A 23,665-nucleotide genomic window follows, 5' to 3' on the forward strand; every position below is an offset into this window, starting at 1 on the left:
TCAGGGATTGGGGCTTCGCCCAATCCAAAGGCAAAATCATTGCTTCGCAACGATTCCCTAAGGGATCATTTGTCTAATGTGGAGACTTAAAAGAAGGATCATGTTGTCTGCCAACGTGTTTCACACTGTCCATTATGGATACGTTGGCATGAAAGAAAACAGGCGGATTCTCCGCCTGCGCCCGCGCGTTGCGCGAGCGGCAGACCCGTTGCCGTGCCTGCACAACCGGCTCACCCGGCGCGCTGCGCGCACCGAGCAGAAACACGGAAACCGTTGCTCCGCAACGATTCCACCCCCCACCCTGTCGTGGCTTCGCCACAACCGTTGCCCCGCAACACTTTCACCTACACCCCTTGCCCCGCAACACATCCACCAACCACACACCTCCCCCGACCAACACCACCGCCCCGCAACCCCGCACACGCCCGCCGGCACCCACACCCCGGCACACCCAGCCCACCCAACTCTATCCGGGAAGATAGAAACGACGTTCTGCCCAAACCCCCACCACCACACAAACGGGCTCCGCCCCACACCACACAACCACCGAAACCACCGCCGAAGGGTTGCGAGCGGTGCTACTGCGGGCTCTTCTCCTGGTGGGTGGCGCGGTACATGTCGAGCAGCCGGGTCTGCCCGGCAGTCTCCAGCAGCAGCGTGACGAGCTGGTCCGCAGGAGGAACGGCCTCGCGTTCGAGGGACTGCGCGATCGTCTCCAGCGCGGACGCCGGCATGCCGGAAGCGGCGAGCCCACGGACGAGGTCGGGATACCGGGCCAGGGTCGACGCGCTCAGCCGGCCGTTCAGGATCTGCCCGGGTGCCGTCGGCTCGCGGTGGTGGTCCGGTGCCGTGGCGCGGGTCGACGGGGCGGGCGGCCCGCCGACGATCCGTCGGATCTTGTCCAGCGTCGCCTGGCCGATGTTACGGATCTTCAGCAGTGCCTCGTCCGGGCATGCGGCGACTTCCTCGCCGAAGGCAAACCCGGCTTGCCGCAGCTGGTGGTAGCCGCGGCTGCCGCCGTCCTGCTTCCCGATCGCGGCGAACTCGGACTCGTACTCCTCCAGCGGCGTGCGGGACTGATCCATGGGCTGCAGCTGCCAGCCCACGATCGCGCCGGCGCTGTAGAGGTCTCGCAGCCGCTCGGCCATCTCGCTGGCGCCCACGACGTGCAACACTCGCCCTGTCCCGACCCGGCACACCCGGGCCTGGCCCCACGGCGACACGTCCGATCCCGCGGTTTCCCACGGGTGCGGCTGGACACGGTCGAAATGCGCGCCGATCCGGCGGGCCTCGTCCTCCGGAGCGGGCTGCGGCGCGGGCGGGGAAGAAGAATCGGGCACGCCGTGCATCCTGCCTCCGTCCGCATGGGCTGCGCATGCGCGTCCGGCGGACGCGGTCAGTCGTCGAAGATGACGTCGGTGCGGCCGAGGTTGGCCTCGCACCACGCCCGGATAGCCGAGTGGACGTCGTCCAGTGTCTCCGGATCCACGGAGACCATTCCGGTCTGGTCGCTGACCGGCGGCCGCGCGACGTTTTCGCGTTCGTCCGAACGGGGATTCCACCGTGGGCGCGATTGCGGTGTCCACGTGTCGAGCGGGATCGACTGTCCCGTGCCGGTGACGAGGTTCCCGTCGTCGCCGGAGTGCGGCACGAATTCGGTGTGCCGCACCCAGCGGATGGTCTCGGCGGTCCGGAACGGCTCGAGGTCCAGCATGAGGGCGCTCCTTGCGTTGTCGGGCATCGATCAGGGGAGACGCGGGCGGCTCGGCGGCCCGCAGCTCCCCGAACTCGCCGAGACCGCTGCAGCAGGTCCGGCCCGCATTGGCCGCACCGCGATGACCGGCCGCTCGCGGCCCTGCGTCGTCATTCGTAGACGGTCTTCGTGACCGGCGAGACCTCCCGGAAAAGGCCGTCCCATACGTTGGAGCCCTCGAACGAGCTGTAGTAGCCGTGTTTGGCGAAGTAGCGTTCGCCGACGCGCAGCACCAGCCGGCACCCGCCTTCCCGTGCGTCTTCTCGTGTGTACTCCAGCACCTCGACGCGACCGAGTCCTTCTACGACACTGACAGCGCGGATGCCCGAGCTGGAACAATCGAATCGCAGGTCGTCCCAGAACTCCCAGGAGTCGTTTCCCCCGTGCGTTTCCAGCGCCTTTTCGATGTCTGCTTTGTCCATGGTCACCCGTCCAGTCGGATCAGTTTGTGAGAGTTGCTGCGGTGCCGGGCGACGTAGTCGATGTCCGGCGCCCGCAGGGTGTCGTAGTTCTCGACGAGAAACCGCGCCGACCAGCCTTTTGTCAGCGACGTGATCGTCCGCTTCAGCGCGAAGGCGTAGGCGGCCCGCGGCGAACACCGGTACCCGCTCGGGATCACCTTCCGCTCCAGCGCTGTCGCGTAGATCTCCTCGCGGTACAGCTTCAGCCGGTCCTCGAAGCTCAATGCCCGGACCTTGTCCATGTCGACCGCGACGCTGCGGCCGTCCCGCAGGACCGCTTCGTACATCGGGGCGGTGCCGTAGGCGACGCTGGAATGGATGCTGTCGTGGTCGTAGATGCGGTGCACCGCGTCGTCGAAGAAATCGTCGGCCTCCATGCTCAGGTCGACACGCTTGCGCCCGTGCTTGCCTTCCCAAACGCCGTAGAGCATCCGGTGAAGCTCAAGGTCGAGGCGAGCACCCGCAGCCTTGAGCGCCGCCGCGTCGCCGATGTGCTTCTCCCAGCTGCCGCCGCCGAGATCCCAGTAGGAATGGCTCACCTTCAGCGTGTACAGCTCGTCGAGACCGGCGATCCGGTCGCATCCGGGAGGGATCCAGGAGGCGAACTGGTCGTGCCAGAACGCCTCGTCGGCGTCGCCCCGGTCAGGAGACAGAACGTCCAGGTCTTTAGGCTCGCGGCAGCCCGCAAGGTGGTGTCGCATGGCGGTGGAGCCGACGATCAGTCGCTGCATTCGCTGCGGTCCTTAACGCGATAGGTGTGCTGCACCAAGCCCGATGAAGCACCTGTGCGACCGCGGCCTGCCCGCAGCATTACGCCGGCCGGATCCGGGCAGACCCGGCGCACAGCATGTTCATTGCGCCGACTATCTCTCGCGAAAGAACACAGTGGAACGGCGCAGCTGTTTCCAGTTGCCTCGAACGTGTTTCCCGAGAAATTCACGACATCCAGGAACCAACGCGCACCAGGGCAGCCGACTACTCGCTGAGCAGAGACGCGCGAAGAGCCCCCGCCGGAAAAGATGCCGTCCGTCAGGCAATAGGCTCAGCGACGGAACCGATTCACGTGGCCAGTTCCGAGGAAGCGCCGTGTTTTGTTCGGAGGCATGCTCGGAGCACCTGGAATTGCTGTGCTGCAACAGGGTTCAGACGCTCACGGGGAGAACTGGTTGACCAGAAGCCTCAGCACCGCAACAACGCGCCGGGCCGCGGCCGCGGCGGTGCGGGCTGTCGCCGCGTTGGCGAGAAATACGGCTGTCGCCGCCACCATCATGGTGGTGCCGACCTCGTAGCCGGAGGTAAGCAGGTAGCACTCTGCCGTGAGCAGCAACGCGACCAGCAGAACCGTATCTGTCTGAACAGGAACCGGACCGTGCGGAGCAGTTGTCATGAGCCGATAGTGGCCACTCCCGCAAGCCACATCGCTGGGCAAACGGCAAACCAATCCGCTGGCCTATCGAACCGCGCATGGCGTGCTGGCGGATAGCGCGGAGAAGCCTCATCGGAGGCGAGGTGCTCTATCGCGCAGTTCGGGGGAATGCAGCAGGGAACGGGCGGGGTTGAGGCTGGCGATACGGTATGCCGTTCGCAGGCATGGTTTGCAGGTCGGCACGCGATCGTGATTGGTTGGGTCGTCGAGATCGAACAGCAGGTGTTTGGCTCTCGAGGGCGTCCAGCACAGCGAACGGCCGGCGGCCCGGTGCAGGCGGCCCAGATGCAATGGCTCGCGCACGATGATGTGGTCGGCACCGGAAACGTGGAACTCGTAGTGGTGGGGGCCGGAGTAGTTGTAGGCCACCGACGCTCGCACCGGCAGCGCTGCGGCCAGTCTCGCCCACTCGTATGCGGCCGCTCCGGCGCGGACGGCGGCCGCACGATCGGGCTCGACGGAAGCGGCTCCTGGCTCCTCCGGGACCCGGTGGACGGGTTCGGGCGGTGCAGGCTCGGCGTGCGCAGCGAGGTCGAGCAGCGTCAGTTCGCGATGGGTCATCGCCCGCAGGCGGAACGGCTTGCCGAGGATCGCCGATGCCCACCTGTGCCGGCCGGAGACGAAACGCTCGACCCTGCCCAGCTGCGCTGGGTCGATGAACGAGGACGTCGTTCTGCCCGCACGTTCCCGCATCTCGGCGATCTGGTCGGCTGTGAGGCGTGTTGCAGGGCATTCCGCTGCCGCCGGCGTTTGGCCCGAGGCGGTGTGCCGCGGTCCGCAGTCGTTCATTCGACGCCCTTTCCTTCGCCGCACAGCGGCACTCGGCTCTCCGTATTGCCGCAGGTTGCGGTGCCAACGGTCAGAACATCAGAACAACGGAACGTCCTCTCCGTCCCAGTCGCCGTCCTCGTCGTCAAGTTCGTCGAAGTCGCCTTGCTGGGCGGTGAGGACGCCGTCGTCGAGGACCAGGTCGATCCCGCCGAGGTAGGCGACGATGCTCATCTCCTCCGGCAGCGATCCGCCGCCGTAGCCGATCAGGATGTACTGCTCGAACTCCGCCGCGGCCAGGTGGCGCTCGCCGTCGGCCAGGTAGTCCGCCGCCGCTGTCAGGTAGTCGCGCAGCCCGGCGGTCGCGTCGATGTCCGGGACCGATCGGGTGGGTCCTGAGGGCGAGTAGTTGACCTCGATCGTGCCCGAGGTCGTCTTCAACGTGCGGCGCAGCCGGCCTTCCGCCACGCGCAGCCGGGGGGCCAGTGCGACGACGTCCGGGCGCCGCGCGTTCGGCGGCTGCGGCGAGAGGTACCGGCGCGCCTGCCGCTGGCTGAGTCCCAGCCTGTCGGCCACCCAGTGCGAGGCAGCGCGGCCGTGCTCGGCGCGGATCGCGGCGACCGCCTCCGGGTAGGACGGGTTGTCCCCGAAGGACTCGATCTTCGCCGGGGGCAGCAGCCTCATCGGTCATCCCCTCGCAGTGCCTGCATGCGGTCCCACTCGTCCTTGATCGCCTGGTTCAGCCGGGCCTGGCTTCCGGTCGCGTGCGCGGCCACGATCTCTTCGGTCACCTGGACGTGCCGGTCGAGCTTCCATTTCCCAGGCTGGCGGTTGTCGGGCATCTCCCATCCCGCCGGGGTGAAGGGCTCCGGGTTGTCCGCGAGCCACCACAGCGAGTCAGTGACCCCGCCCAGCGGGGCGATCTCAAGGGGCGCGGCGAACTTGTCCAACGCGCGGAACACGTTCAGCCGCGCCGTCGCCACGATCATGTCGTTCCAGTCCGGGCGCAGCGTTCCGCTGGCTTCGCCGTCTGCGGTCCGGTTGTGCTTCTTGCTCCGGGTCTCCCCGCCGAGAAACCCTGCGTACACCGCCTTGATCAGATGCGCCGCGTACAGGACCGGGAGGCTCTCGACGCCCATGCCCAGCAGCTTCTCGCGGGCGGTGCGAACCGGACGGCCCCACGCCCGCAGCCGCGGGCCGCGATGTCCAGCGCCCCAGTAGATGATCTCGTCGAGGCGCAGCTGGATTCCGTGGGTCTTGCGCAGATAGGCAACCACCGGCAGGGCAACCCACGACCCGGCGGTCACGTGGGCCAGTGATGCCCGCACCCACACCGGCGCGCCTGACAGATCCGGCTTGCCCGCTACGTGTGCGTAGCCAGGCGACTTGAGCACGTCCTCGCGATCGGCATCGGACAGGGCGCGGATCGCGGCCAGGTCCAGTTCCTGCGGTTCTCCGTCGCCGAGCGGGGTCTCCACCACCGCCAGGTACTGGGCGTTGACGTCGGTCTGGGTGATCCACTGCCCCACCCGCGGCAGCAGCTCGCTGTTGACGAACCCCAGCGGCCGCACCAGCCCTTCCCCCCGCGCGTGGCCCGGGCCGGTGATGGCCCAGACCTTCTCGCTCCGCAGCGCCTCCGGGGCTTTCATCTTCGCGCCGTTCACGGCCACCAGCCGGTCGTAGAGCACCCTGCCGCTGTGCGCGGGCGACCGCACCAGGTGCACCGCTGTGCCCGAGACCGTCAGCTCCTGATGGAACAGCTGCAACCCGACGGCGATGTCGGCGTCCGTGGCGTCCGGGAACGCATCGGCATGACGGATCGTGCGGGTCGCGATCTCCAGCTCGTCCAGGTCCCGCTCGTCCGGGCCGGACTCCTGTGCCCTGGCAGGCTCTTCCGGAGCGGCCTCGGCGGCGTTTCCCGTCTGTGCCTCCGTTGCTTGTCCGTCGGCTGCATCGGCCTGCGGAGCGGGCTGGCCGGACGCGGCCTCAGCGGTCGCGGCGCTGCGGTTCGCCGTGGTGTCGGCGGGCGCGGCGGCAGCCTCGGTTTCAGAGCCCTCGAGGGCGGCGGCGCCGAGGTGCGTGGCCTGGGTTCCGGAGTCGGCAACGGCGGAGGTGAACATTTCGGCGATCTCCTGGCCTGTCGCGTCCGGGAACCGGAGCTGCACAGCGCGCGCGAATCGCGTGAGCGCTTCCGCGTCCGGCTCCGTCCCGGATGCCGGGGCGTCGTGGGCGCGGACCGCGCACCGCCGGTGCCCCGAACGACCCTGCACTCGTTCCCCGGCCGGGCGCCCGCACCAGTAGCACGGTTCCCACTCCGCGGCTTCCGCCGGGTCCGCCCCGCCGATCTCCTCCAGGCGACGCAGGCCTGTGGCGACCGAGCGCAGCAGCTCCACCGTGTCGGTCCACGGCCCCGTCCACGACCCGAACCGCGCCGCACGGCGCAGCTGCCGTGCCGCCGCCAGCACCTCGGCCTGCGCCTGGTGCACCAGCCGGTGCGCCTCCGTGTCCGGCCCGGCCCACGGCTCCCGCTCTTCCGACACCAGAGTCCCTCCCTGTCCCGCGACCCCGTCTCCGACCAGCGGAAACATCGGACCGTACCGGCAACGGCCCCAGGCGTGCGGGGCCTCACACGGCCTATTCTATCGTGGAAGATAGAATGCCGGTCCATGGGGATCAAATTCGCCGTCGCCGCCGAGCCCGACCTCGTTCTCGCGCTGGCATTCAAGACCCGCGTCAACGCCGCCCGCGTCCTCGCCGGCTGGTGGCGCCCCAGGCGCGACGCGGTCGCCGCCATCGAGGACGTCGGCGAGCGTCGCGCCGCGCTCGAAGACCTCTACGAGGAGCGCAACACGCTTCGCCGCGCCGGGGTGCTGCTAGACACGGCCGACGCGATCATCACCTGCCACCTGCACCTCGAGATGATCGAGCGCGGCTGGGACCACGACAACTGGCCCCCCGCCCCCAGCGTCCCCGGACGCCCCCTCGGCTCCCGCAACAACTCGGGCCGCAAGTGGACCGGACGCCTCCAGGTCCGGCTCGACGACCACCTGGCCGTCCGTCTCCAGCGCGCCACCCACCACGCCAGCGCCCCTGCCACCCGCGCACTCCAGGAGCTCGCCGCTTACCCCAACGACCATCCCGACCGCGAGGAGCTCGCCTCCCAGATCATCACCCCCGGCGACCTCCTCCGCGCCGCCCTGGTCCGCGCCACCTGCGACATGTTCCCTTCCACCCGTCCCACGCCCACTCAGCCGCCACATCCTTGAATCGGCAGGCGGAACGAAAGCCCGCGAGACGTTTCTGCCGCGGCTCCGCACACCACGCCTCGGCCGGCACGGGGATCCGGCCGACCGACGTTTTCTTCTTGGCGCGGAAAGGATCTGCCATGCACGCGACAGACGTCGAAGTGTTCTGCCGCTCCAATCCCTACGACCCCGGCCGGACACGACACTGGGAAGCCGTCGCCGTCGCGGCCTGGCTCGTCCAAGCGGCGCTTGAGAACGTCGAGGCCGAACCTCTCCCCGACCCGCCGCCGAGACCGGCCCTTCACCTCGTCGTCTCCCGCGGCCGCCGCTACGCCCTGGTCGCCGTCGACGACAACGACTCGACCGAAGTGGCCGTCCGCGCGATCCCGGAACACCAAGCACGCAATCTGGACCGACAACGTCAGCAGACGACCGGATTCGCTGAAGACCCGCCTTTCTAAGTCCACCGCACGCCCGGCACCGCAGCCCTGTCCGCGCGCCTTGGTTCCTGGCTGTGGCGAACCAGGATCCGTCTGGCAGATGCGACACACTGGCAAGGCCGCAACGGCGACCGCTGCCACGAGAAAGGCGCCTCCCGATGCCCCCGACCGGAAGCTTCGACAAAGACGAGTGGATCAAAGGGCACGCGCAGGAGATCGCCGACCAGCAGGCCGACGAAGTCACCCCTGCGGGCTTCCCAGCACCCGGGCACCAGCCTGTCACCGACGAACACCTCGCCGCCGCCGAAGCCGAATGGTACAACTACTCCGCCCTGGGTATGGATCTCCAGCTCTTCGGTTGGCCGGACCAACCCGTTCAGGGCAGCGAATGAGGGAACGAGCAGCGTCGCCTGCACAGCCTCGGCCTGGTATCCGTTCCTATGCGAATCGAGGTTCCTCGATGGTCCCGGGGTTTCCGCGGCGCGACGAACTGGTGGCCGCCAGGCGGCCAGCAGGCGGCGCACCCGGGCTTCCGCGTTCTCGCACCTCATGACCACTACATCGGATCCGTGCTACAACCCGGGCCACCGCACGCCGCGAAGTCTGCGACCTTCACCCGTTCAGCGCAGTGTGAGGGCGGCCATCTTGCGATCAGGCCACGTCAGGCGCACGATCGCGGCATCCCTTGACGGGTACATATGTTCGACCAGCATGTCTGCCGACCTTCCCCGCGGCGACCGGATAGCAGCGGGAGTGTGTCGTGGCCGGGTTCGACGGCGGGCCGATGTCGTGGTCGGAGCTGGAGCGGCTCGCGTCCGGCCGCGCCCCTGCTCCGGGGGCGGCCGCGGAAGCGCCGGTGTCGCGCAAACGGGACGGATACCGGCGCCCGGACGGGCTGATTCCGAAGGCGGACGCGGAGCGCGCCGAGCCGCGGGTGCCGTACGCGGAGCTGCACTGCCACAGCAACTTCAGCTTCCTGGACGGCGTGGACCATCCGGAGGCGCTGGCGGAGGAGGCGGTCCGGCATGGCCTGGACGCGCTGGTGCTCACCGACCACGACGGCATGTACGGGGCGGCCAGGTTCGCCGAGGCCGCGAAGGAACTGGGGCTGCGCACCGGGTTCGGGGCGGAGCTGTCGCTGGGGCTGCCCGCCCGCCAGTCCGGGGTCGCGGACCCGGCCGGGACGCACCTGCTGACGATCGCCCGGAACCTGGAGGGCTACCGGCGGCTGTGCCGGGTGATCTCTCGCGCGCAGCTGGCCGGGGAGAAAGGCCGCCCGGTCTACGACGTGGACGAGCTGGTGGAGGAGCTGCGCGGGCACGTACTGGTCCCGACCGGCTGCCGCAAGAGCGCGGTCCGCCGCGCCCTGGCCGAGAAAGGCCCGGCCGCGGCCGCCGACGAGGTCCGGCGGCTAGCGGACTGGTTCGGGGCCGGGCACGTCGCGGTGGAGCTGATCGACCACGGCCAGCCGCTCGACTCGACGCACAACGACATGCTGGCCGGGATCGCCGCCGACCTGGGGCTGCCGACGATCGCGACGAACGCGGTGCACTACACCGATCCCGACCGCGGCCGGCACGCCGACATGGTCGCCGCGATCCGCGCGAACACCTCGATCGACGAGCTGGAGGGGTGGCTGCCCGCCGACAACGTCGCGTTCCTGCGCTCCGGAGCGGAGATGGCCGACGTCTTCCGCCGCTACCCCGGCGCGGTCGGGCGCGCCGCGCAGCTCGGCGTCGAGGTCTCTTTCGAGCTGGACCTGCTCGCCCCGTCGCTGCCGCCGTTCCCCGTCCCGCCCGAATTCCCCGGCGAGGCCGCGTACCTGCGCCACCTCGCCTACGCCGGCGCGGCCGAACGCTACGGCTCCCGCGCGAACAACCCGCGCGCCTACGACGTGATCGAGCACGAGCTCGGGATCATCGAGCAGCTCGGGTTCCCCGGCTATTTCCTGGTGGTGTGGGACATCGTGCGGTTCTGCCGCGAGCGCGGGATCCTCGCCCAGGGCCGCGGCTCCGCCGCCAACAGCGCGGTCTGTTTCGCACTGCGAATCTCCAATGTGGACGCGGTGAAGTGGAATCTGCTTTTCGAGCGCTTCCTGTCCCCCGAACGCGATGGACCGCCCGACATCGACGTCGACATCGAGTCCGCCCGGCGCGAGGAAGCCATCCAGTACGTCTACGAAACCCACGGGCGCTTCCACGCCGCGCAAGTCGCGAACGTGATCACCTACAAATCCCGCAGCGCGGTCCGCGAAGCCGCTAAAGCCCTCGGCTACTCGCAAGGCCAGCAGGACGCGTTCGGCAAACAGGTCGACCGGTGGGGCTCCATCGCGCAGGCGAAACAGCCGGACCAGCGCGGGCACGGCATCCCCGACGACGTCCTCGAGTTCGCCGCGTGGCTGGAGGACACCCCGCGCCATCTCGGCGTGCATTCCGGCGGGATGGTCATCGCCGACACCCCAGTCAGCGAGATCGTCCCGGTCGAATGGGCCACCGCCGAAAACCGCAGCGTGCTGCAGTGGGACAAGGACGACTGCGCCTCGATCGGGCTGGTCAAGTTCGACCTGCTCGGCCTCGGCATGCTCTCCGCCTTGCACTACACGATCGACCTGGTCGCCGAGCACCACGGCCGCCGGGTCGACCTCGGCGAGCTGGACCTGGCCGACGACGCGGTCTACGACATGCTCTGCAACGCCGACGCGATCGGCGTCTTCCAGGTCGAGTCCCGCGCCCAGCTCAACACATTGCCGCGGCTGCGGCCGCGGGAGTTCTACGACCTGGTGGTCGAGGTGGCGCTGATCCGGCCCGGCCCCATCCAGGGCGGGTCGGTGCATCCCTACATCCGCCGCCGACGCGGCGAAGAGAATTGGGCTCATCCGCACCCGTCGATGGCCGCCGCGCTGGACCGGACGCTCGGCGTGCCGTTGTTCCAGGAGCAGGTCATGCAGCTGGCCCGCGACTGCGCGGGCTTCACGCCGGGCGAGGCCGACGAGCTGCGCCGCGCGATGGGCTCGAAACGCTCGGCCGCGAAGATGCGGCGGCTGGCCGGGCGGTTCGTGGCCGGCACCGACGCCACCGGCATCCCCCGCCCGCTGGCCCGCAGGATCTTCGAGCAGATCGAGGCCTTCGCCGGCTACGGCTTCCCCGAAGCCCATTCCATGGCGTTCGCGCTGCTCGTCTACGCGTCGGCGTGGTTCAAGCTCTACTACCCGGCCGCGTTCTGCGCCGGGCTGCTGCGCGCCCAGCCCATGGGCTTCTACTCGCCGCAGTCGCTGGTGGCGGACGCCCGCCGCCACGGCGTGGCCACCCTCCAACCCGACCTCAACCTCTCCGCCCCGCACGCCACCCTCGAGGCCGACCCCGGCAGCGCTGGAGGCGTCGCGATCCGCCTCGGTCTGGCCGGGATCCGGCACGTCGGCCAGGCCGTCGCCGAGCAGATCGTCGCCGACCGCGACGCCGGCGGCCCCTACACCTCGATCGGGCACCTCACCGACCGCGTCCAGCTCACCAAACCCGTCGTCGAAGCCCTCGCCACCGCCGGCGTGTTCACCGCGCTCGGCCCCGACCGCCGCCAAGCGCTCTGGGCCGCCGGAGCCGCCGCTACCACCCGCCCCGGGCACCTGCCCGGCCTCCCGATCGGACACGACGCTCCTGCCCTGCCGGGGATGACGGCATTCGAACTGGCTTCCGCCGACCTGTGGGCCACCGGCGTCACCGCCGATAGCCATCCCGTCGAGTTCCTTCGCGCCTACCTCGAACGGCTCGGCGCCATCCCAGCCGAACGACTGCTGCAGGTCGAGGACGGCACCCGTGTCAAGATCGGCGGCGCGGTCACGCACCGCCAGCGCCCCGCCTCGGCAGGCGGCGTCACGTTCCTCAACCTGGAAGACGAAACAGGCATGGTCAACGTCGTCGTCAGCCAAGGACTGTGGAACCGCGAACGCACCGCGCTGCTCGGAGCCACCGCCCTGCTCGTGCGGGGGACCGCCCAGGTTTCCCAGGGCGCTGCATCCCTGCAAGCCGACCAGATTTCCGTCCTGGACCTGAAGTCGCTCTCCGCTGGTTCTCGCGACTTCCGTTAGCCCTCAACGGGAACCACGACGGCTGTTGTAGGGTCTCAAACTTCGTGTCGTAATCTCACGACCGATGTCGCACGGACGTCGTCGACGACAGATCAACTGAGACTCCGCAGGTCAGCGACCTGAACGATCGGGCCGTGTCGGCCGTCCGGGCGAGGAAATGCAGCCGGTTTGAGACTGATCTTGGCTGACACCGTCGTGAGATGACCGAGAAACCGCTGGTCAACGAAGATCGACATGTCATCGAGGGCGAGACCCTACAACGGCAGGCAGCCAACTGCTGCTGCGGCCCGGACACCGTTTTCCCGTCCGCACGAGCCGGGAAAACGGGGAGTTCAGCGGCAGGCGTGCGCTTTCCGGTCGGCGCGAGTCAGGTCGGCAGGCGGGCGCTGCGCTACGGGACGAGGCGTTCCCCGCACGGGCACCACAGCGGGCCGAGCAGGTTGACGTGCATGTCGGAGCCGGTCCAGCTCCGGCAGCCGTGGCACCAGTGCCGGTTGAGCTCGCGGTCCCAGACTGCCGAGTCCGTGGCGCAGAAGCGATCGCGGACGTCCGTGGCCGGCACCCGAGCCCCGCCGAACACCGACTGTTCGATGCGGTCCAGCGCGGCCAGCGCGGTCGCGGTCGAGCAGCCGCACGCGTGGCGCAAGTGCTCGACGATCGCGGCGCGGTGGAACTCCTCGGACCATCCGCGGCAAGCGTCGTCGATCATCTCCTGCAGCCAGCGCCCGGCCTCCGCGGCGACCTGCTCGGCGACGCCGAATCCGTCGAGGACGTCCGCGACGGGATTGGCCAGGGAATTGGTCATGGTGCTGTCCTCACTGCTGGAGAAGGCGTCAGATGTGCGTTGTTTCGTTGCCATACAGGGAAAGAGGGCGCGGGCGATTACTGGTTGACGATGATGTTGGCGACGGCCCCGGCGATCGTCGCAGTAGCCGCGATCGCCGCCTCATCGGCCTCGGCCGGTTCCTGCGGTGCCGCCTCGGCCCGCGCACGCTCGCGGGCGTTCCGCCGGCGGTTGCGTTCGAGGGCCTCGCCGGCAGACGCCCAATCCTCGCGGAACTCGGCGAGCACCTGGCGAGGACTGCGCCAGGCGTTCACGACCGGGCCTCGGCCAGCGACTCCGGAGCCGATCGCGTGGACGCATCGCTGACGACGGGCGGGTCGGCGGTGGACGCGCGGACCAGTTCTCGGCGGATCACGGCGAAGTCCGTCGATGTGATTGGCACCGTCAGGTCGAAGTGCCGGTCGCAACGGACCGCCAGGTCCTCGACCGGTTCGCCGAAAATGATGTCGACGCTGTAGAGCCGCTGGCAGCCACAAGTAAGAACGTAGACCGTGCCTGCCATGCCGTGAGACGCCTGCTCGATCACCTGCTCGCCCGCGGCTTCGAGTGTCCGCAGGTATCGGGTGGAATTCGCGGCCACTCGGCGACGACGTTCGCGCTCCTCCGGAGGAGTCAGGATGCGCTTGACCAGTCCTTCTCCGCCGTTCCGCCTGCCGGCGGCCGAGTCGGCGTCGGCACGGACCTTGTCGACGGGCTGATTCCAGTCGATGCCGAGGGTGCCCATCTCGTCCAAGGCCGGGCCGATATCGGCCTCGCGGTGGAAGAACGCCGTGTGCAGCGGCAATCCGGATGCGGTGTGAACGACGCGCCACCCGAGCCCGTCGAGCTTCGTGACGGACAGACCGGCAGGTACCTGACCGGACCAAGGCTGCCTCCCCTGCGCCCGGCTCATCGCGCGCCCCTCCGGCTCGGCTTGCTGTTCTCGAAGTCCGCCCGCTGCCGGCTGACTTTCTTCCGCCCCCTGCATGTACCGCAGGTCCCGACACCGCCGGGGGCAATGGGGCTGGGGCCGGAGGTCCCGGCCCCCTGGCAGGTAGGACACGTCACTTCCTGATCACACGTCCGGGGGTCCGGGGCGGCATACCGCAAATCGGTCATCACAGGCAACCTCTCACATTGTTCCGGCGTGCGTTCGTGTGTCGGTTTCCTTTGCGGCGCAAGGACTCCGCGGTCGTGGCGTGGGAGGCAGGAGCGAGCAAGTCGCCGAGGACGCCCGCGACGGTCCGATACCCCAAGTCGCCCTCGGCCCACGCCCCGACCGGCTCCCGGCCAGCGCCGTCAGCCCGGTCGAGCGTGAATCCGGCCCCGTCGTGCAGCCAGGCGCCGGCCGAGCCGGCGTCATGTCGAGTGAGCGCAGGCATCGGTTTCGCTCCTAGACGATCGTGACGCGAGTGCCCACGACGAAGCGGACATCGCGTCGGCGGTCGGTGGTAACGAACACCGCGCCCTGCTCGCGGTCGCGGTCGACGCCGTGGACGCGGTCGCCCCGGCCGTCGGCCTGCACAATCTGCTCACCGGACACGACGTCTTCGATCTTTCGCTGCGCGGTCATGGACCCGTCCTTTCCTCCGGTGCACGCGCCTCCCGGGACGGTGCACGCATTCGCGTGGCTGCGGGGTTCCTGATAGAGCACGAAACCGCTCGTGAAATGCACCGTTGAGATGTCACTGGCCATGCGTCACTTCAGTGCCAGCAGATGAAGCCTTACGCCGGTTCTCCCCGTTGGCGTTGTCGGTCGTGGCCGGTTCGGGCCACTTGAGCCTGCCGTCCTCATTGAACATCTCGGGGGACATCAGATTGCCGGGCCATTTGTGGCGTCCGCCTAAGGACGCTGCGGCGGTCAACTGGCCGTCGACCCAGTCGAGGAACTTCCGGGGCGAGGCGTCGAAGTAGGTGCGGACGTATTGCTGCATGGCTCGGACGTCGTGGCCGGGCAGGAAGTCGCGATCGGACAACTGGCCGCAGCCGCAGCCGCAGGCGCGTTGGACGAACTGCTGCTCTTCGGGCAGGTCGCAGTAGCCGACCGGGTTCTGGGAGCCGGTGGCGACGGGGTCTTTCTTGCCGAGGTAGGCGTCGCGGACCGGGTGGCCCTCGGCGAGCGGGCGACCCTCGAGGGCGACGCGGTCGTCGTGGACGGTGAAGCCGGTGATCTCGCCGACCGCGCGGACGCGTCCTTCGGCGACGATGAGCGCGAACTTCTGACGGCCGATCTTCTCGGTGCTCATCCGCCAGACGCCGCGGCCGGCCTCCCACGCTTCGGCCTCGGTCATCCGCGGGAAGTACCCGATCGAGCTGCGATCCAACGGGTCAGACTCGACGGGTTCGTAGCTGCCTAGCTTCAACCGGACTGCCATCACCACCTCCATGCTCACCATCCTGGGTTCGTGTTCTACTACCCTATACTTGATAAACCCGGTTTGTTAAGTATCTAGGGAGCTAGTCGAATCCAGGTTCACCGTGTTGGCGTACCTGCTCACCGTGTCGGGGTTGCCGGAATGCTTCCGTGGACAACGTGGAGTCGCCGGTCCTCAGAACTCGTTCTCACTCAAACAGCGGGTCCAGGCGGATACGCCCCGAGGGTCGTCGACGTGAGCATCGAGGACGTGACGTCCGAGCGCGTCGACTCGGCCCACCGCGGCGGCCGCGCCGACGCCTGGGTGAAAGTCCGCCAGACCGCCGTCATCGGTCGCCTCCGAGCCCGACGCGACGAGTCCGGTACCTGACCCCAGATCGGGCTGTCGCTACCGCTCGCTGCGCCGCTATGCCGGCTCTCGCGGGACGACCGCAGGAGACTTTGCCACTTACTCCTCGACCGGCGGATTCGGCCGCGGCCGCGCCGAATACCGCCCGGTCCGTCCCGACGTCGTCGTAGAAGTCGAAGCCGAGCCCGCCGTTGAATCGTTCCGCCGCCACCACGGCCGCGGGCCCACCGCATCCGGCGTGCCGTGAGCCAGTACCCCGTGCGGCGAACGCGGCGTTCAGGGGAACGAGTGCCGCAACGCCCGTGCCCGGTGGCCTGCCGGGTGAACTGAGCCGCAACTCGTTGCACCGGCGCGGGCTTTTGCAGGTATGGTGACGGCCGCGAAAGGCACCCAGGAAGGGCTCCTCACCACGTGGGGCGGCAACCCCGGTATGGAACCCTTCCCGGCTGACCAGCTACAACCAGAGGTGACGCAGCAGTTCCGCAGCCAGACGGAATGCGCCACCCGCGATATTCAGGACAGGGCCGATCCAGCGAAGCGCGTTCGCGGGATCCGGCCCTTTCTGGTACCGGCAAGGCATAGCTTTTCACCACCCTTGTTGAACTGGTGCGCGGCCGAAGTGCCGCAGCACCTGGGAAACCCTCGTTCCCCAGCCTCCGGGGGTGGCGCAAAACGGAGACTACATGTGGGGGTGGGGGCTCGCACGGGCCCCAAGGTATGGCATGCCGCGGCTCCACCCCTGCGGGTGAGCCGGTCGCTGTCCGCTACAAGCCGATGACGTCTGCGCCTTTGTTTGCCGACATCCTGGCAGGGCACGCCGGCGTCCAGAACGACGTCCGCGCTGGCTCCACGGCCAGACCTTCGAATGCACACCGCGATCGCGTGTCGTCTATTCCCGCTCTCAGGGCTGCGAACAGGAGAAGACGACGTGTTTGTCGGCGACCGGGTCGAGCGCACTCCACCGCTGCAGCCCGATCTCGGCCGCGACCTCGGCGGCCTTGCCCAGCCCGACCGGCAGCCCCAGCATCCCAGGTTCGCGGCGCGCAACGCTGCCGTCGGCACGGAACACGACCAGCCGTACCGGCCACGCCCGCATCCTCGCGGCGTGCGCAGCGAACAGTCGGCGCGCCGCATCGTCGGCCGAACTGCCGCGAAGCCCGCCGTCGAAGGCGGCGAACCTGCTCAGCCCCAGCGGCACCACGAGCTGATCGGGCCGGTCCGGACCGCGATGTCGCCATCCGGTGTCCGCGGCCAGCGCATCGGCCAGCCGCCGGCACTGGTCCACGCTTGCCGCGGGCATCAGGTCGGGGGCGCGCAGCAGCACGGCTTCGGTGACGTCGCCGCGTCCGCCGCGGAACGCCGCCGTTAGCGGCATTTCGGCATCCCGGGCCGCGCGGGCCACGGCCGCGCACGCCTCGCCCGGTTCGTCGAGCGGCACGCGCAATCGGCACCACCACGCTCCGGCCACGACCGCGGCCGGAGCGTAGCCCGCCATTCCCACACCCGTCATCTCCTCAGCACACTCCGAACCGTCCCGCTACCGCCCGAATCCGCAGCATCTGGCACGGAGTTGTCCCAAAAACGTCCGGGCGACGCGGAAGCGGAAGCTTCAAGTCCGGCCGCAGCCGCGGATCGCGGACGAGGGCAGGCTTGATGTGGAAGAGAGACTGCCGGAAGGCTCAGGGCAGTGCCGCGCGTTCCACTATTCGCCGTCAGCGCCGCGCTGCGCGGACGCATTTGCCCGCCAGGACGCGTTCGGTGGGACCGTCGTAGGGGATGCCGAAGTCTTCGAACCTGTGCGAGCCCCTGATGCGGGGTGTGTGGAAGTCCAGCACGTACGCGTGCGGGATGCCGGGCGCGAGGTCGACCAGGCCGGGCCGGCCCGGCGGGGCGGCGATCTCCCAGGCCGCGCCCCGCACGATGCCGGTCACTGGCCCGGGATCGAAGGTCCGGGTGGTGCTCACCTCGTCGCCGATCCCGAAGCCGCCCCGGTCGGCGAGCAGCTGCTGGTCGAGGGCTTCCAGCGCGACCGGCCAGCCGTAGGACAAGCGGGGCGCCGGGTCCGGGCCGGGGTTGCTGGACAGGCCGTCGGAGGAGTCCCAGCCCGGGTAGAAGTGGTGTTCCCGGACGAAGCGCAGGGCCCCGGCCGCCGGGTGTTCGGCGTCGGCGGCGCCGAGGTCGGCGAGAGCGGCGTCGAGGTAGTCCAGCAGGCGGGCGGGTTCGTCGAGCAGGGTGCGCGCCCGCACCGCGGACCAGGGCACCGCGGCGACGGTCTCGCCGCGGTCGCCCGCGGCGGCGAGCAGGAGCAGCGCGAGCAGGCGGCGGGCCGCGCCCGCAGGCCAGCCTTCGGTGTGCCCGGCCGCGACAGTGATCTCCTCGGCTCGTTCCTGCGCGCGGCGGAATTCCTCCGCGGACCCGGCCGCGGCCGCAGGCGCCGGACGGTCCGCGCGCAGCAGCGCCTCCGTGTTCAGCTTGACGTGCCCGGGCACCCGGTCGGCCAGCAGCCGCAGCCGGGCCCCGCCGCCCGCGTCGAGATCGGCCGCTTCGCGCGCGCTGGCCATGATCGTGCGCGCGACCAGCAGCTGCGCGTCCTTGCAACGGCGGATCCATTCGTCGCCGGTGGCTTTCGCCCGCGCCATGCGCTGCGGGTCGGCGACCACCGCCTGCACGCCGCCGGCGTTGAAGGCGTCGATCTCGCTTTTCAGCCGGGAGAACAAGGCCTGCCCGGGCTCGCCCTCGGACGGCGCCGCCGGTCCGGACGGCGACGCCGTCGAGAGAGCCACGAGCAGCCCCATCGGGTCCGCCCGCCCGTAGAGCGCGGTCAGCGACAGGTCCGCGAGATCCTGCGGGCTGGCGACCGCGGCGATGCCCTCGGCCCGCGCGTAGTCGGCGAGCGCGAACGCCACCAGGACCTCCGGGACGTCCCACGTTCCGGGTTCGGCATCGGGCATCTCGACCAGCCCGCGCATCGCGTGCGCCCAGGCATGGGCCGCCGCCCACAGCGTCCAGTCCCCACCTTGACCGCCGGCCTCCCGGGCCGTGTCACCGCTCATGCGCACAGCGTGCCAGACCCGGACCGGACCAGGGCGGAGTCCGCGCCGGAGCCGAGCCGCGGAACGTGCGCGCCCCCGCGGCGAAGGCCGTACGGTGGCAGCGCGGCAGCCGAGCTTCGGGTGCTGAGGAGCCGAGGCGGGGAGCCCTTCGTGATCAGGTTGATGTCGGTGAACACGCTGAATCTCTACGGCAGCAAGACACCTGCCGATCAGAAACGATTTCGCGGTCTGGAAGCGCTGATCCGCGCCCGCAACCCCGATGTCGTCGCGGTGCAGGAGATCATTTCCACAGGCGAGGCCGAAGCCGCGGCTGCCGGGCGAGGTTTCCCGATCCTCGCGACCGCGCAGGACAAGGCACCAGGCGCGATCGCGGGGCTGCGGCGGCTGGCGGAAGCGACCGGGCGCAACTGGAGTGTCGCGGGCAAGCCCGCGGTCGCGGTGGGCGGGATCATCCACCACACCGGCCTGTTGTGGCGCGAGGGGATCGAGCCGGTGCCCGGCATGCTGCACCCGCTGATGCGCGAAGGCGCGGGAATGTGGCACTGCGCGATCGCCGCGGTGCTCGACGTCGGCGGGCCCAAGGTCCGGGTCGGCTCGGTGCAGTTGTCCCCGTTCGACCAAGCATGGGCCGCGCGGGACGTCAACCAGCTGCTGCGCGTGTTCAACCGCGACGACATCCCCGGCTTTCTCGGCGGCGACTTCAACGGCCTCGGCGCCCAGCAGATCATCGTCGGCGACGGATACGAGTGGTACGACCGCGATCCCTACGTCTACGGCGGAAAGTTTGGTGTGCCGGAGCATCCCGACCACGCCTACCAGTTCGGCGACGACGGCCGGGTCGACCGCCAGGCCGCGGCCCGGCTGGAGCATCCCCGCATCGGCCGGATGCAGGACTGCGCGCTCCTCACCGGCACCGAGTGGATCCCGACGACGGGCTTCCATTCGAAGGACAACCACCCGGATCGCCGGGTTGACCGCTGGTACGCCACACACCACGTAGCGGGCGACGCTGTGACCGGATTCCGGGTGGTTCCGGTGGACGAGATCGTCGTGACGATCGACGGCGAGCGCGTCGAGCTGACCGATCACCGGCCGGTCGAGATCGACGTCGACGAGCGTGCGCTGGCTGGCTGATCGTTGCGGCCCTGGTCACTCGCCGCCGGTCGGCACAGGGCTGGGATCGCTGGCCTCGCGGCCGTGGAGTTCGTTCATCATCCCGTGCACGGCGCGTGGCACCGCCGATCCAGTTCGCTGACGCGTAAGGACACGCACCCGGCCGTGCTCATCGACCGTTCCAGAAAGCCTCGTCGAGCACGACGGGACCATCGGGATCGCCGGCCTGGAAACAGGTCCAGCGCACGAAGTAGCGGCCGATGTCGTCGTAGCCGGCCGGCGGGCGAGCGCGCAGGGCCGCCAGGGCCGCCTCCGCCGACGCTTTGCTGCGCCAGACGGGGAACGGCAGACCGGCGTCAGGCCACGGGGTCAGGTCCGGCGGGAGCTGGCTGGTCAGCAGCACGCACGGCGGGCCGGGCCGGTCGAAACCCCAGCCGCCGGTCAACGTCCCCGCCGGTTCGGTGAGCAGCTGCGCGCGGCCGATCACCGCCGCGTCGAGGTCGAAGCCGAACGACTCCAGCAGACGCCGCCGCGCCCCGGACTGCCGGGCCCGGGCAGCGGCGACCAGCTGTTTCCAGCCGCGCAGCCGGTGCAGTTCGTCGGCCAGCGCCTCCGGCCGCTGAGACCGGAACCGATGCTCCTGGCTGGCGACCAGGGCCGCGGCGGCCGCAGGATCGAACGCGGCGACGGGCGCGGCGATCTCCTCGGCCACCAGCCCGGCCACCGTCCGCGCCGTGATCGGGTCGGACGCCGCCGGCAAGGCGGCCAGGGCGATCAGCTCGTCGTCGTCCACGAGCCCGAGTATGTCCCGGTCCCGCTCAGGCCGCCCCGGCGAACCGCGGCGAACCGCCGGTCACGGCCGGTCCGGAGGCGCGGCCATCCGGGCGGCGACCCGGGCGCGCTCGGCCGCGGACGGCAGGGTCGGGCCGATCAACAGGTCAGACTGGTTCGGCCAGTCCATGGTGCCGAAGCGGGACCGCAGGTGCGCGTACGCGAGCTGCCACAGCCGGTTCGCGGCAGTCGCCGGCAGCAGGGCGCGCACCCCGGGCTGTGGCGCGTCGGGCGGCGCGACCGGCACGGCGATCCCCCGCCATACCAGCCAGTCGCACCACTCCTGCGCGCCCGGAACCGGGTACAACGTGATCTCCCGCCAGCCCGCGTCGACGTCGTCGGCCAGCCCGTCCGGAGCGTCCCCGCCCGGCCAGCCGAGCCATTCGTCCAGCTCCGCCCGGTACGTCAGGTCGGCCGCCGCTTCGAACGGCACGCCCGAGGGCTGCCGCACCAGCTGGTCGCCGCGATCAACGAACACGCCGGCATTGTGCTGGGCGGTGAACGCGCGGACCTGGCGCACGCCGAACTCGCGGTCGCGCCAGGCATGGCCCTGCTCGCAGCGCAGGCCCCCGTCCTCGGTCATCTCCAGCGGCTGGGTCCGCCCGCACTCCGGGCAGGCCACCGTCCGCGCGCCGACTGTGAGGTTGCCGAACAGCCGCCACACCACCCGACCGGTCACCTCCCGCTCCGCGCGCCCCGAAGGCTCCTGCGGCGGCGCAGGAGGAGGCGGGCGATGTTCGGGCTTGAGGCCGCGGCCCGGTTCCGGGCTGACCGTAGGGCGGTAGTCCGGGTCGTAACGGGCGAGCGTGTCCTCGGCCAGCGCCCGCACCGCCGCCTGCGGGTCGGGCACGCACGCCCGGTCCTGGAACAACGCCGCCGCGAACGCGACGGCCAGGTGCAGGTACTCGAACGGCTCGGCGTCCGCGCCGGCGATCAGCCGAGGCGCGTCCCTGTCGATGTCGCCGGGCCGGCCCAGCGCGTTGCGGCCGGTCAGCAGGTCCATCCCGGGCCGGGCCAGGTCGCGTCGTTCCGGAGGCATGAACGCGTCCAGCACCGCCTCGGCGACGTCCCGCAAGTCGGCCAGGTCAGCGGCATAGCCGGCGTCGCGAGCCCAGCCCTGGAACACCTGCACGATTCCCCCGACCGCAGCGGGCGCGTCCGACGGCCGGATGCGCAGCAGTTCCTCGGTCACCTGCGGAGACCAGTCCGCGCCCGACACCTGCGCCCGCGCCACCCGCGCCGCGGTCTCCTGTCGCCGCGCGTAGTCCTCGTCCGACTCGTCCGCGCCCTGCTCGGATGTCAGGTGCACCGGCACGTCCAGGCCGTGCTCCGCGTCCATCACCGACGCGAGGACATGCAGCAGAAGCAGCTGCCCCGCCGCCTTCGCCGACTCCATCCGCGGCGCCCACTCCGGCGACTCGACCGGCGGGTACGGCTCGTCCGGCGCCATGTAGTCCGCCAGCGGATGGCGCGGACGCCGCCCGCCCTCCGGGTTCTCCCTGTTCCACGACCCCTCACCCATGCGCACACCGTAGCGGCACGAACACCCGACCGGCGGGCAACCGCAGGCCCGCGGTGTAGCGGGCCTAGCGGGGCCGCCGGAGCGGCACCGTCGCCACCTACCGGTCAGCGGCTGCCGCTGCCGCGCGTGCCGCGACGCGAAAGCCGCTGACCGGGGGAAATGCCGCGTTTCTGGGCCTGCGGTGTAGCGCGGGGCCGCCGGTGCGCGATTCCACCACCATGGGAACGGTCCACGGCGAGGTGCTCGCCCTGCTGCGGGAGTGGCGCGACGCGATCGACACTGACGAGCTGACCGTGCCGATCGACCTGGCCGGCCTGCGGGCCCGCCACCGCACGGTCGCGCTCGCGCCCGCCTGGATCCCCGACGAGCTCTACCCCGCTGCTGGCTGACCGGGCCGCGTCCTCCCGGAGCGGTCAGGGCCTGATCGTCCATCCCTCGATCCACCACGACGCGGCCTCGCCGTATTCGGCGGCGTATTCGGCGATGCGTTCGCGACGGGCGCGCAGGACGTCCGGATCGAGCGGGACCGGCGCGGGCCGGCCGCGGTTGGGGTAGCGGATCCGCATCCCGAGCGCCGGCGGACTGTTCAGGTAGTCGGCGTAGGGGCAGCCGTCCGGGTGCGGGCACCGGTCCACCCTGGTATTGCACCAGCGGCACAGCAGCCCTTCTCCGAACTACACGCGAGGCCGTGCATGGATGATCGGTCCTGGCAGTGCGGACGGCAGGACCGTCCGGCCAAGCCGAGACCTATTCAGGAGGAAACCGTGCTCTGTAGCCCCTTTTCCGAGGTGGTTCGGCGATCGTGCGGGTGTAGTGGGATGACCAGATTCGGTCGCCGTCGCGTTCGCGGCACTCGAGGTCGATGTTGACCGAGGTGCCGACGTAGCCGTCGTCGGCGCTCATGTAGAAGATGATCTCCCGGCCTTGCCTGACGTCTTCGAAGAGGAGTTCGTCGCTCCAGTCGCTCGTGACTCCGACGGCTGCCGCGTAGTGCAGTCCGTTCTGGTGAAGCCGTTCGCCGGCGGCCTTTACTGCAAGAGAACCGAGCGCTTTGCCCTGTTCCATTGCCAGGATGACCTTGATTGCGAAGAAGTTCGCCTCTTCAGGGTGGGCGTTGACGGCCGACACACTGAACGTGGGGGCATCCAGTCCGTCTCGTTCGGCTCGCATGATCGCGACCTGTTCTTCGGCTGCCTCGGCTTGTTTCTCTGCCGCGATCCGGGAGCCGCGGGCCTCTGCGGCCTGTTCCTCGGCGGCACGCCGGGCACCGCGGGCCTGAAGCGTCTGCCACCAGGCGATACCCGCAGCCAGCGCAGCGATACCCGCGGCCGCCCACGACGTGATATCTCCACCGTCAGCCATTCCGATCCCCCACCTCTCTCGCGGTGAGGAAGATCGTAGAGCCGGACTTTCCGCCTTGCTCCGC

26 protein-coding genes are annotated in these 23,665 nt (G+C 70.0%); 7 read left to right on the forward strand and 19 right to left on the reverse strand.

Going from position 1 to position 23,665, the window contains the following annotated elements; genetic code table 11:
• Window positions 1-578: 578 nt before the first annotated feature.
• The 8 genes from L3Q65_RS00310 to L3Q65_RS00345 all read right to left on the reverse strand — a co-directional run bounded on the left by L3Q65_RS00310 (window position 579) and on the right by L3Q65_RS00345 (window position 6,948).
• The gene (locus L3Q65_RS00310) at window positions 579-1,340 is read right to left on the reverse strand and encodes a hypothetical protein (protein ID WP_237596477.1); all 762 of its coding nucleotides are present in this window, start codon (window positions 1,338-1,340) and stop codon (window positions 579-581) included.
• 56 nt (window positions 1,341-1,396) lie between these two features.
• Entirely contained in the window at window positions 1,397-1,714 is a 318-nt protein-coding gene (locus tag L3Q65_RS00315; RefSeq protein WP_237596478.1) for a hypothetical protein, read from the reverse strand.
• Window positions 1,715-1,863: 149 nt separating this feature from the next.
• Complete coding sequence (locus tag L3Q65_RS00320) at window positions 1,864-2,175, reverse strand: hypothetical protein (protein ID WP_237596479.1); 312 nt, start codon at window positions 2,173-2,175, stop codon at window positions 1,864-1,866.
• Window positions 2,176-2,177: 2 nt separating this feature from the next.
• On the reverse strand, window positions 2,178-2,945 hold the full coding sequence (locus L3Q65_RS00325) for a hypothetical protein (protein ID WP_237596480.1): 768 nt from the start codon (window positions 2,943-2,945) through the stop codon (window positions 2,178-2,180).
• A gap of 419 nt (window positions 2,946-3,364) precedes the next feature.
• Window positions 3,365-3,601 carry a hypothetical protein gene (locus L3Q65_RS00330; RefSeq protein ID WP_237596481.1) on the reverse strand — a complete coding sequence of 79 codons (237 nt, stop codon included), beginning with the start codon at window positions 3,599-3,601 and terminating at the stop codon, window positions 3,365-3,367.
• A 108-nt stretch (window positions 3,602-3,709) separates the two neighbouring features.
• A complete protein-coding gene (locus tag L3Q65_RS00335; protein ID WP_237596482.1) occupies window positions 3,710-4,429 on the reverse strand; it encodes a hypothetical protein in 720 nt (239 codons plus the stop codon).
• Window positions 4,430-4,507: 78 nt separating this feature from the next.
• A complete protein-coding gene (locus L3Q65_RS00340; protein ID WP_237596483.1) occupies window positions 4,508-5,092 on the reverse strand; it encodes a hypothetical protein in 585 nt (194 codons plus the stop codon).
• Entirely contained in the window at window positions 5,089-6,948 is a 1,860-nt protein-coding gene (locus L3Q65_RS00345; RefSeq protein ID WP_237596484.1) for a hypothetical protein, read from the reverse strand. Before L3Q65_RS00345 ends, L3Q65_RS00340 begins: the two co-directional genes overlap by 4 nt.
• Before the next feature lie 126 nt (window positions 6,949-7,074).
• Here L3Q65_RS00345 and L3Q65_RS00350 point away from each other — a divergent pair, with 126 nt between their 5' ends.
• From L3Q65_RS00350 to L3Q65_RS00365, 4 genes are all read left to right on the forward strand, one after another.
• A complete protein-coding gene (locus L3Q65_RS00350; protein WP_237596485.1) occupies window positions 7,075-7,674 on the forward strand; it encodes a hypothetical protein in 600 nt (199 codons plus the stop codon).
• Window positions 7,675-7,793: 119 nt separating this feature from the next.
• A complete protein-coding gene (locus L3Q65_RS00355) occupies window positions 7,794-8,114 on the forward strand; it encodes a hypothetical protein (protein ID WP_237596486.1) in 321 nt (106 codons plus the stop codon).
• Between the two features lie 137 nt (window positions 8,115-8,251).
• On the forward strand, window positions 8,252-8,485 hold the full coding sequence (locus tag L3Q65_RS00360; protein ID WP_237596487.1) for a cytochrome ubiquinol oxidase subunit I: 234 nt from the start codon (window positions 8,252-8,254) through the stop codon (window positions 8,483-8,485).
• Window positions 8,486-8,877: 392 nt separating this feature from the next.
• Window positions 8,878-12,174, forward strand: a complete 3,297-nt coding sequence (locus tag L3Q65_RS00365; RefSeq protein WP_237596646.1) for an error-prone DNA polymerase — start codon at window positions 8,878-8,880, stop codon at window positions 12,172-12,174.
• Window positions 12,175-12,565: 391 nt separating this feature from the next.
• Here the strand turns inward: L3Q65_RS00365 and L3Q65_RS00370 are convergent, their stop codons facing one another.
• From L3Q65_RS00370 to L3Q65_RS00390, 5 genes are all read right to left on the reverse strand, one after another.
• Entirely contained in the window at window positions 12,566-12,979 is a 414-nt protein-coding gene (locus L3Q65_RS00370) for a hypothetical protein (protein WP_237596488.1), read from the reverse strand.
• A gap of 77 nt (window positions 12,980-13,056) precedes the next feature.
• Window positions 13,057-13,272 (reverse strand): hypothetical protein, encoded by a 216-nt coding sequence (locus L3Q65_RS00375; protein WP_237596489.1) that lies wholly within the window; start codon window positions 13,270-13,272, stop codon window positions 13,057-13,059.
• Window positions 13,269-13,910: a hypothetical protein gene (locus L3Q65_RS00380; RefSeq protein WP_237596490.1), complete on the reverse strand. Its 642-nt coding sequence runs from the start codon at window positions 13,908-13,910 to the stop codon at window positions 13,269-13,271. Before L3Q65_RS00380 ends, L3Q65_RS00375 begins: the two co-directional genes overlap by 4 nt.
• 480 nt (window positions 13,911-14,390) lie before the next feature.
• Window positions 14,391-14,570, reverse strand: a complete 180-nt coding sequence (locus L3Q65_RS00385; RefSeq protein ID WP_237596491.1) for a hypothetical protein — start codon at window positions 14,568-14,570, stop codon at window positions 14,391-14,393.
• 112 nt (window positions 14,571-14,682) lie between these two features.
• On the reverse strand, window positions 14,683-15,372 hold the full coding sequence (locus tag L3Q65_RS00390) for a hypothetical protein (RefSeq protein ID WP_237596492.1): 690 nt from the start codon (window positions 15,370-15,372) through the stop codon (window positions 14,683-14,685).
• 234 nt (window positions 15,373-15,606) lie between these two features.
• Here L3Q65_RS00390 and L3Q65_RS47290 point away from each other — a divergent pair, with 234 nt between their 5' ends.
• Complete coding sequence (locus L3Q65_RS47290) at window positions 15,607-15,741, forward strand: hypothetical protein (RefSeq protein WP_255750779.1); 135 nt, start codon at window positions 15,607-15,609, stop codon at window positions 15,739-15,741.
• An 880-nt stretch (window positions 15,742-16,621) separates the two neighbouring features.
• On the opposite strand, the gene L3Q65_RS00395 is transcribed toward L3Q65_RS47290, so the two are convergent.
• A complete protein-coding gene (locus L3Q65_RS00395; RefSeq protein WP_237596493.1) occupies window positions 16,622-17,230 on the reverse strand; it encodes a hypothetical protein in 609 nt (202 codons plus the stop codon).
• 202 nt (window positions 17,231-17,432) lie between these two features.
• Window positions 17,433-18,773, reverse strand: a complete 1,341-nt coding sequence (locus L3Q65_RS00400) for a hypothetical protein (RefSeq protein WP_237596494.1) — start codon at window positions 18,771-18,773, stop codon at window positions 17,433-17,435.
• A gap of 150 nt (window positions 18,774-18,923) precedes the next feature.
• On the opposite strand from L3Q65_RS00400, the gene L3Q65_RS00405 reads away from it, so the two are divergent.
• Complete coding sequence (locus L3Q65_RS00405; RefSeq protein WP_237596495.1) at window positions 18,924-19,907, forward strand: endonuclease/exonuclease/phosphatase family protein; 984 nt, start codon at window positions 18,924-18,926, stop codon at window positions 19,905-19,907.
• A 148-nt stretch (window positions 19,908-20,055) separates the two neighbouring features.
• On the opposite strand, the gene L3Q65_RS00410 is transcribed toward L3Q65_RS00405, so the two are convergent.
• Both L3Q65_RS00410 and L3Q65_RS00415 read right to left on the reverse strand, forming a co-directional pair.
• A complete protein-coding gene (locus L3Q65_RS00410) occupies window positions 20,056-20,679 on the reverse strand; it encodes a hypothetical protein (protein ID WP_237596496.1) in 624 nt (207 codons plus the stop codon).
• 60 nt (window positions 20,680-20,739) lie between these two features.
• Window positions 20,740-22,239, reverse strand: a complete 1,500-nt coding sequence (locus L3Q65_RS00415; RefSeq protein WP_237596648.1) for a hypothetical protein — start codon at window positions 22,237-22,239, stop codon at window positions 20,740-20,742.
• A 200-nt stretch (window positions 22,240-22,439) separates the two neighbouring features.
• Between L3Q65_RS00415 and L3Q65_RS00420 the strand changes: the two genes are divergently transcribed.
• A complete protein-coding gene (locus L3Q65_RS00420; protein ID WP_237596497.1) occupies window positions 22,440-22,628 on the forward strand; it encodes a hypothetical protein in 189 nt (62 codons plus the stop codon).
• Window positions 22,629-22,652: 24 nt separating this feature from the next.
• On the opposite strand, the gene L3Q65_RS00425 is transcribed toward L3Q65_RS00420, so the two are convergent.
• On the reverse strand, window positions 22,653-22,874 hold the full coding sequence (locus L3Q65_RS00425) for a hypothetical protein (RefSeq protein WP_237596498.1): 222 nt from the start codon (window positions 22,872-22,874) through the stop codon (window positions 22,653-22,655).
• A gap of 112 nt (window positions 22,875-22,986) precedes the next feature.
• Window positions 22,987-23,601, reverse strand: a complete 615-nt coding sequence (locus L3Q65_RS00430) for a hypothetical protein (RefSeq protein ID WP_237596499.1) — start codon at window positions 23,599-23,601, stop codon at window positions 22,987-22,989.
• Window positions 23,602-23,665: the final 64 nt, after the last annotated feature.

It is taken from the genome of Amycolatopsis sp. FU40 (assembly GCF_021903635.1).
In the GTDB taxonomy this organism is placed as follows: domain Bacteria; phylum Actinomycetota; class Actinomycetes; order Mycobacteriales; family Pseudonocardiaceae; genus Amycolatopsis; species Amycolatopsis dendrobii.

Bases quoted from the DNA above. Each gene is read 5' to 3' on its own strand.
- L3Q65_RS00315 (WP_237596478.1), bottom strand. From the start codon at position 1,714: ATGCTGGACCTCGAGCCGTTCCGGACCGCCGAGACCATCCGCTGGGTG.
- L3Q65_RS00320 (WP_237596479.1), bottom strand. From the start codon at position 2,175: ATGGACAAAGCAGACATCGAAAAGGCGCTGGAAACGCACGGGGGAAAC.
- L3Q65_RS00325 (WP_237596480.1), bottom strand. From the start codon at position 2,945: ATGCAGCGACTGATCGTCGGCTCCACCGCCATGCGACACCACCTTGCG.
- L3Q65_RS00330 (WP_237596481.1), bottom strand. From the start codon at position 3,601: ATGACAACTGCTCCGCACGGTCCGGTTCCTGTTCAGACAGATACGGTT.
- L3Q65_RS00335 (WP_237596482.1), bottom strand. From the start codon at position 4,429: ATGAACGACTGCGGACCGCGGCACACCGCCTCGGGCCAAACGCCGGCG.
- L3Q65_RS00340 (WP_237596483.1), bottom strand. From the start codon at position 5,092: ATGAGGCTGCTGCCCCCGGCGAAGATCGAGTCCTTCGGGGACAACCCG.
- L3Q65_RS00350 (WP_237596485.1), top strand. From the start codon at position 7,075: ATGGGGATCAAATTCGCCGTCGCCGCCGAGCCCGACCTCGTTCTCGCG.
- L3Q65_RS00355 (WP_237596486.1), top strand. From the start codon at position 7,794: ATGCACGCGACAGACGTCGAAGTGTTCTGCCGCTCCAATCCCTACGAC.
- L3Q65_RS00360 (WP_237596487.1), top strand. From the start codon at position 8,252: ATGCCCCCGACCGGAAGCTTCGACAAAGACGAGTGGATCAAAGGGCAC.
- L3Q65_RS00365 (WP_237596646.1), top strand. From the start codon at position 8,878: ATGTCGTGGTCGGAGCTGGAGCGGCTCGCGTCCGGCCGCGCCCCTGCT.
- L3Q65_RS00370 (WP_237596488.1), bottom strand. From the start codon at position 12,979: ATGACCAATTCCCTGGCCAATCCCGTCGCGGACGTCCTCGACGGATTC.
- L3Q65_RS00380 (WP_237596490.1), bottom strand. From the start codon at position 13,910: ATGAGCCGGGCGCAGGGGAGGCAGCCTTGGTCCGGTCAGGTACCTGCC.
- L3Q65_RS00385 (WP_237596491.1), bottom strand. From the start codon at position 14,570: ATGACCGCGCAGCGAAAGATCGAAGACGTCGTGTCCGGTGAGCAGATT.
- L3Q65_RS00390 (WP_237596492.1), bottom strand. From the start codon at position 15,372: ATGGCAGTCCGGTTGAAGCTAGGCAGCTACGAACCCGTCGAGTCTGAC.
- L3Q65_RS00395 (WP_237596493.1), bottom strand. From the start codon at position 17,230: ATGACGGGTGTGGGAATGGCGGGCTACGCTCCGGCCGCGGTCGTGGCC.
- L3Q65_RS00400 (WP_237596494.1), bottom strand. From the start codon at position 18,773: ATGAGCGGTGACACGGCCCGGGAGGCCGGCGGTCAAGGTGGGGACTGG.
- L3Q65_RS00415 (WP_237596648.1), bottom strand. From the start codon at position 22,239: ATGGGTGAGGGGTCGTGGAACAGGGAGAACCCGGAGGGCGGGCGGCGT.
- L3Q65_RS00430 (WP_237596499.1), bottom strand. From the start codon at position 23,601: ATGGCTGACGGTGGAGATATCACGTCGTGGGCGGCCGCGGGTATCGCT.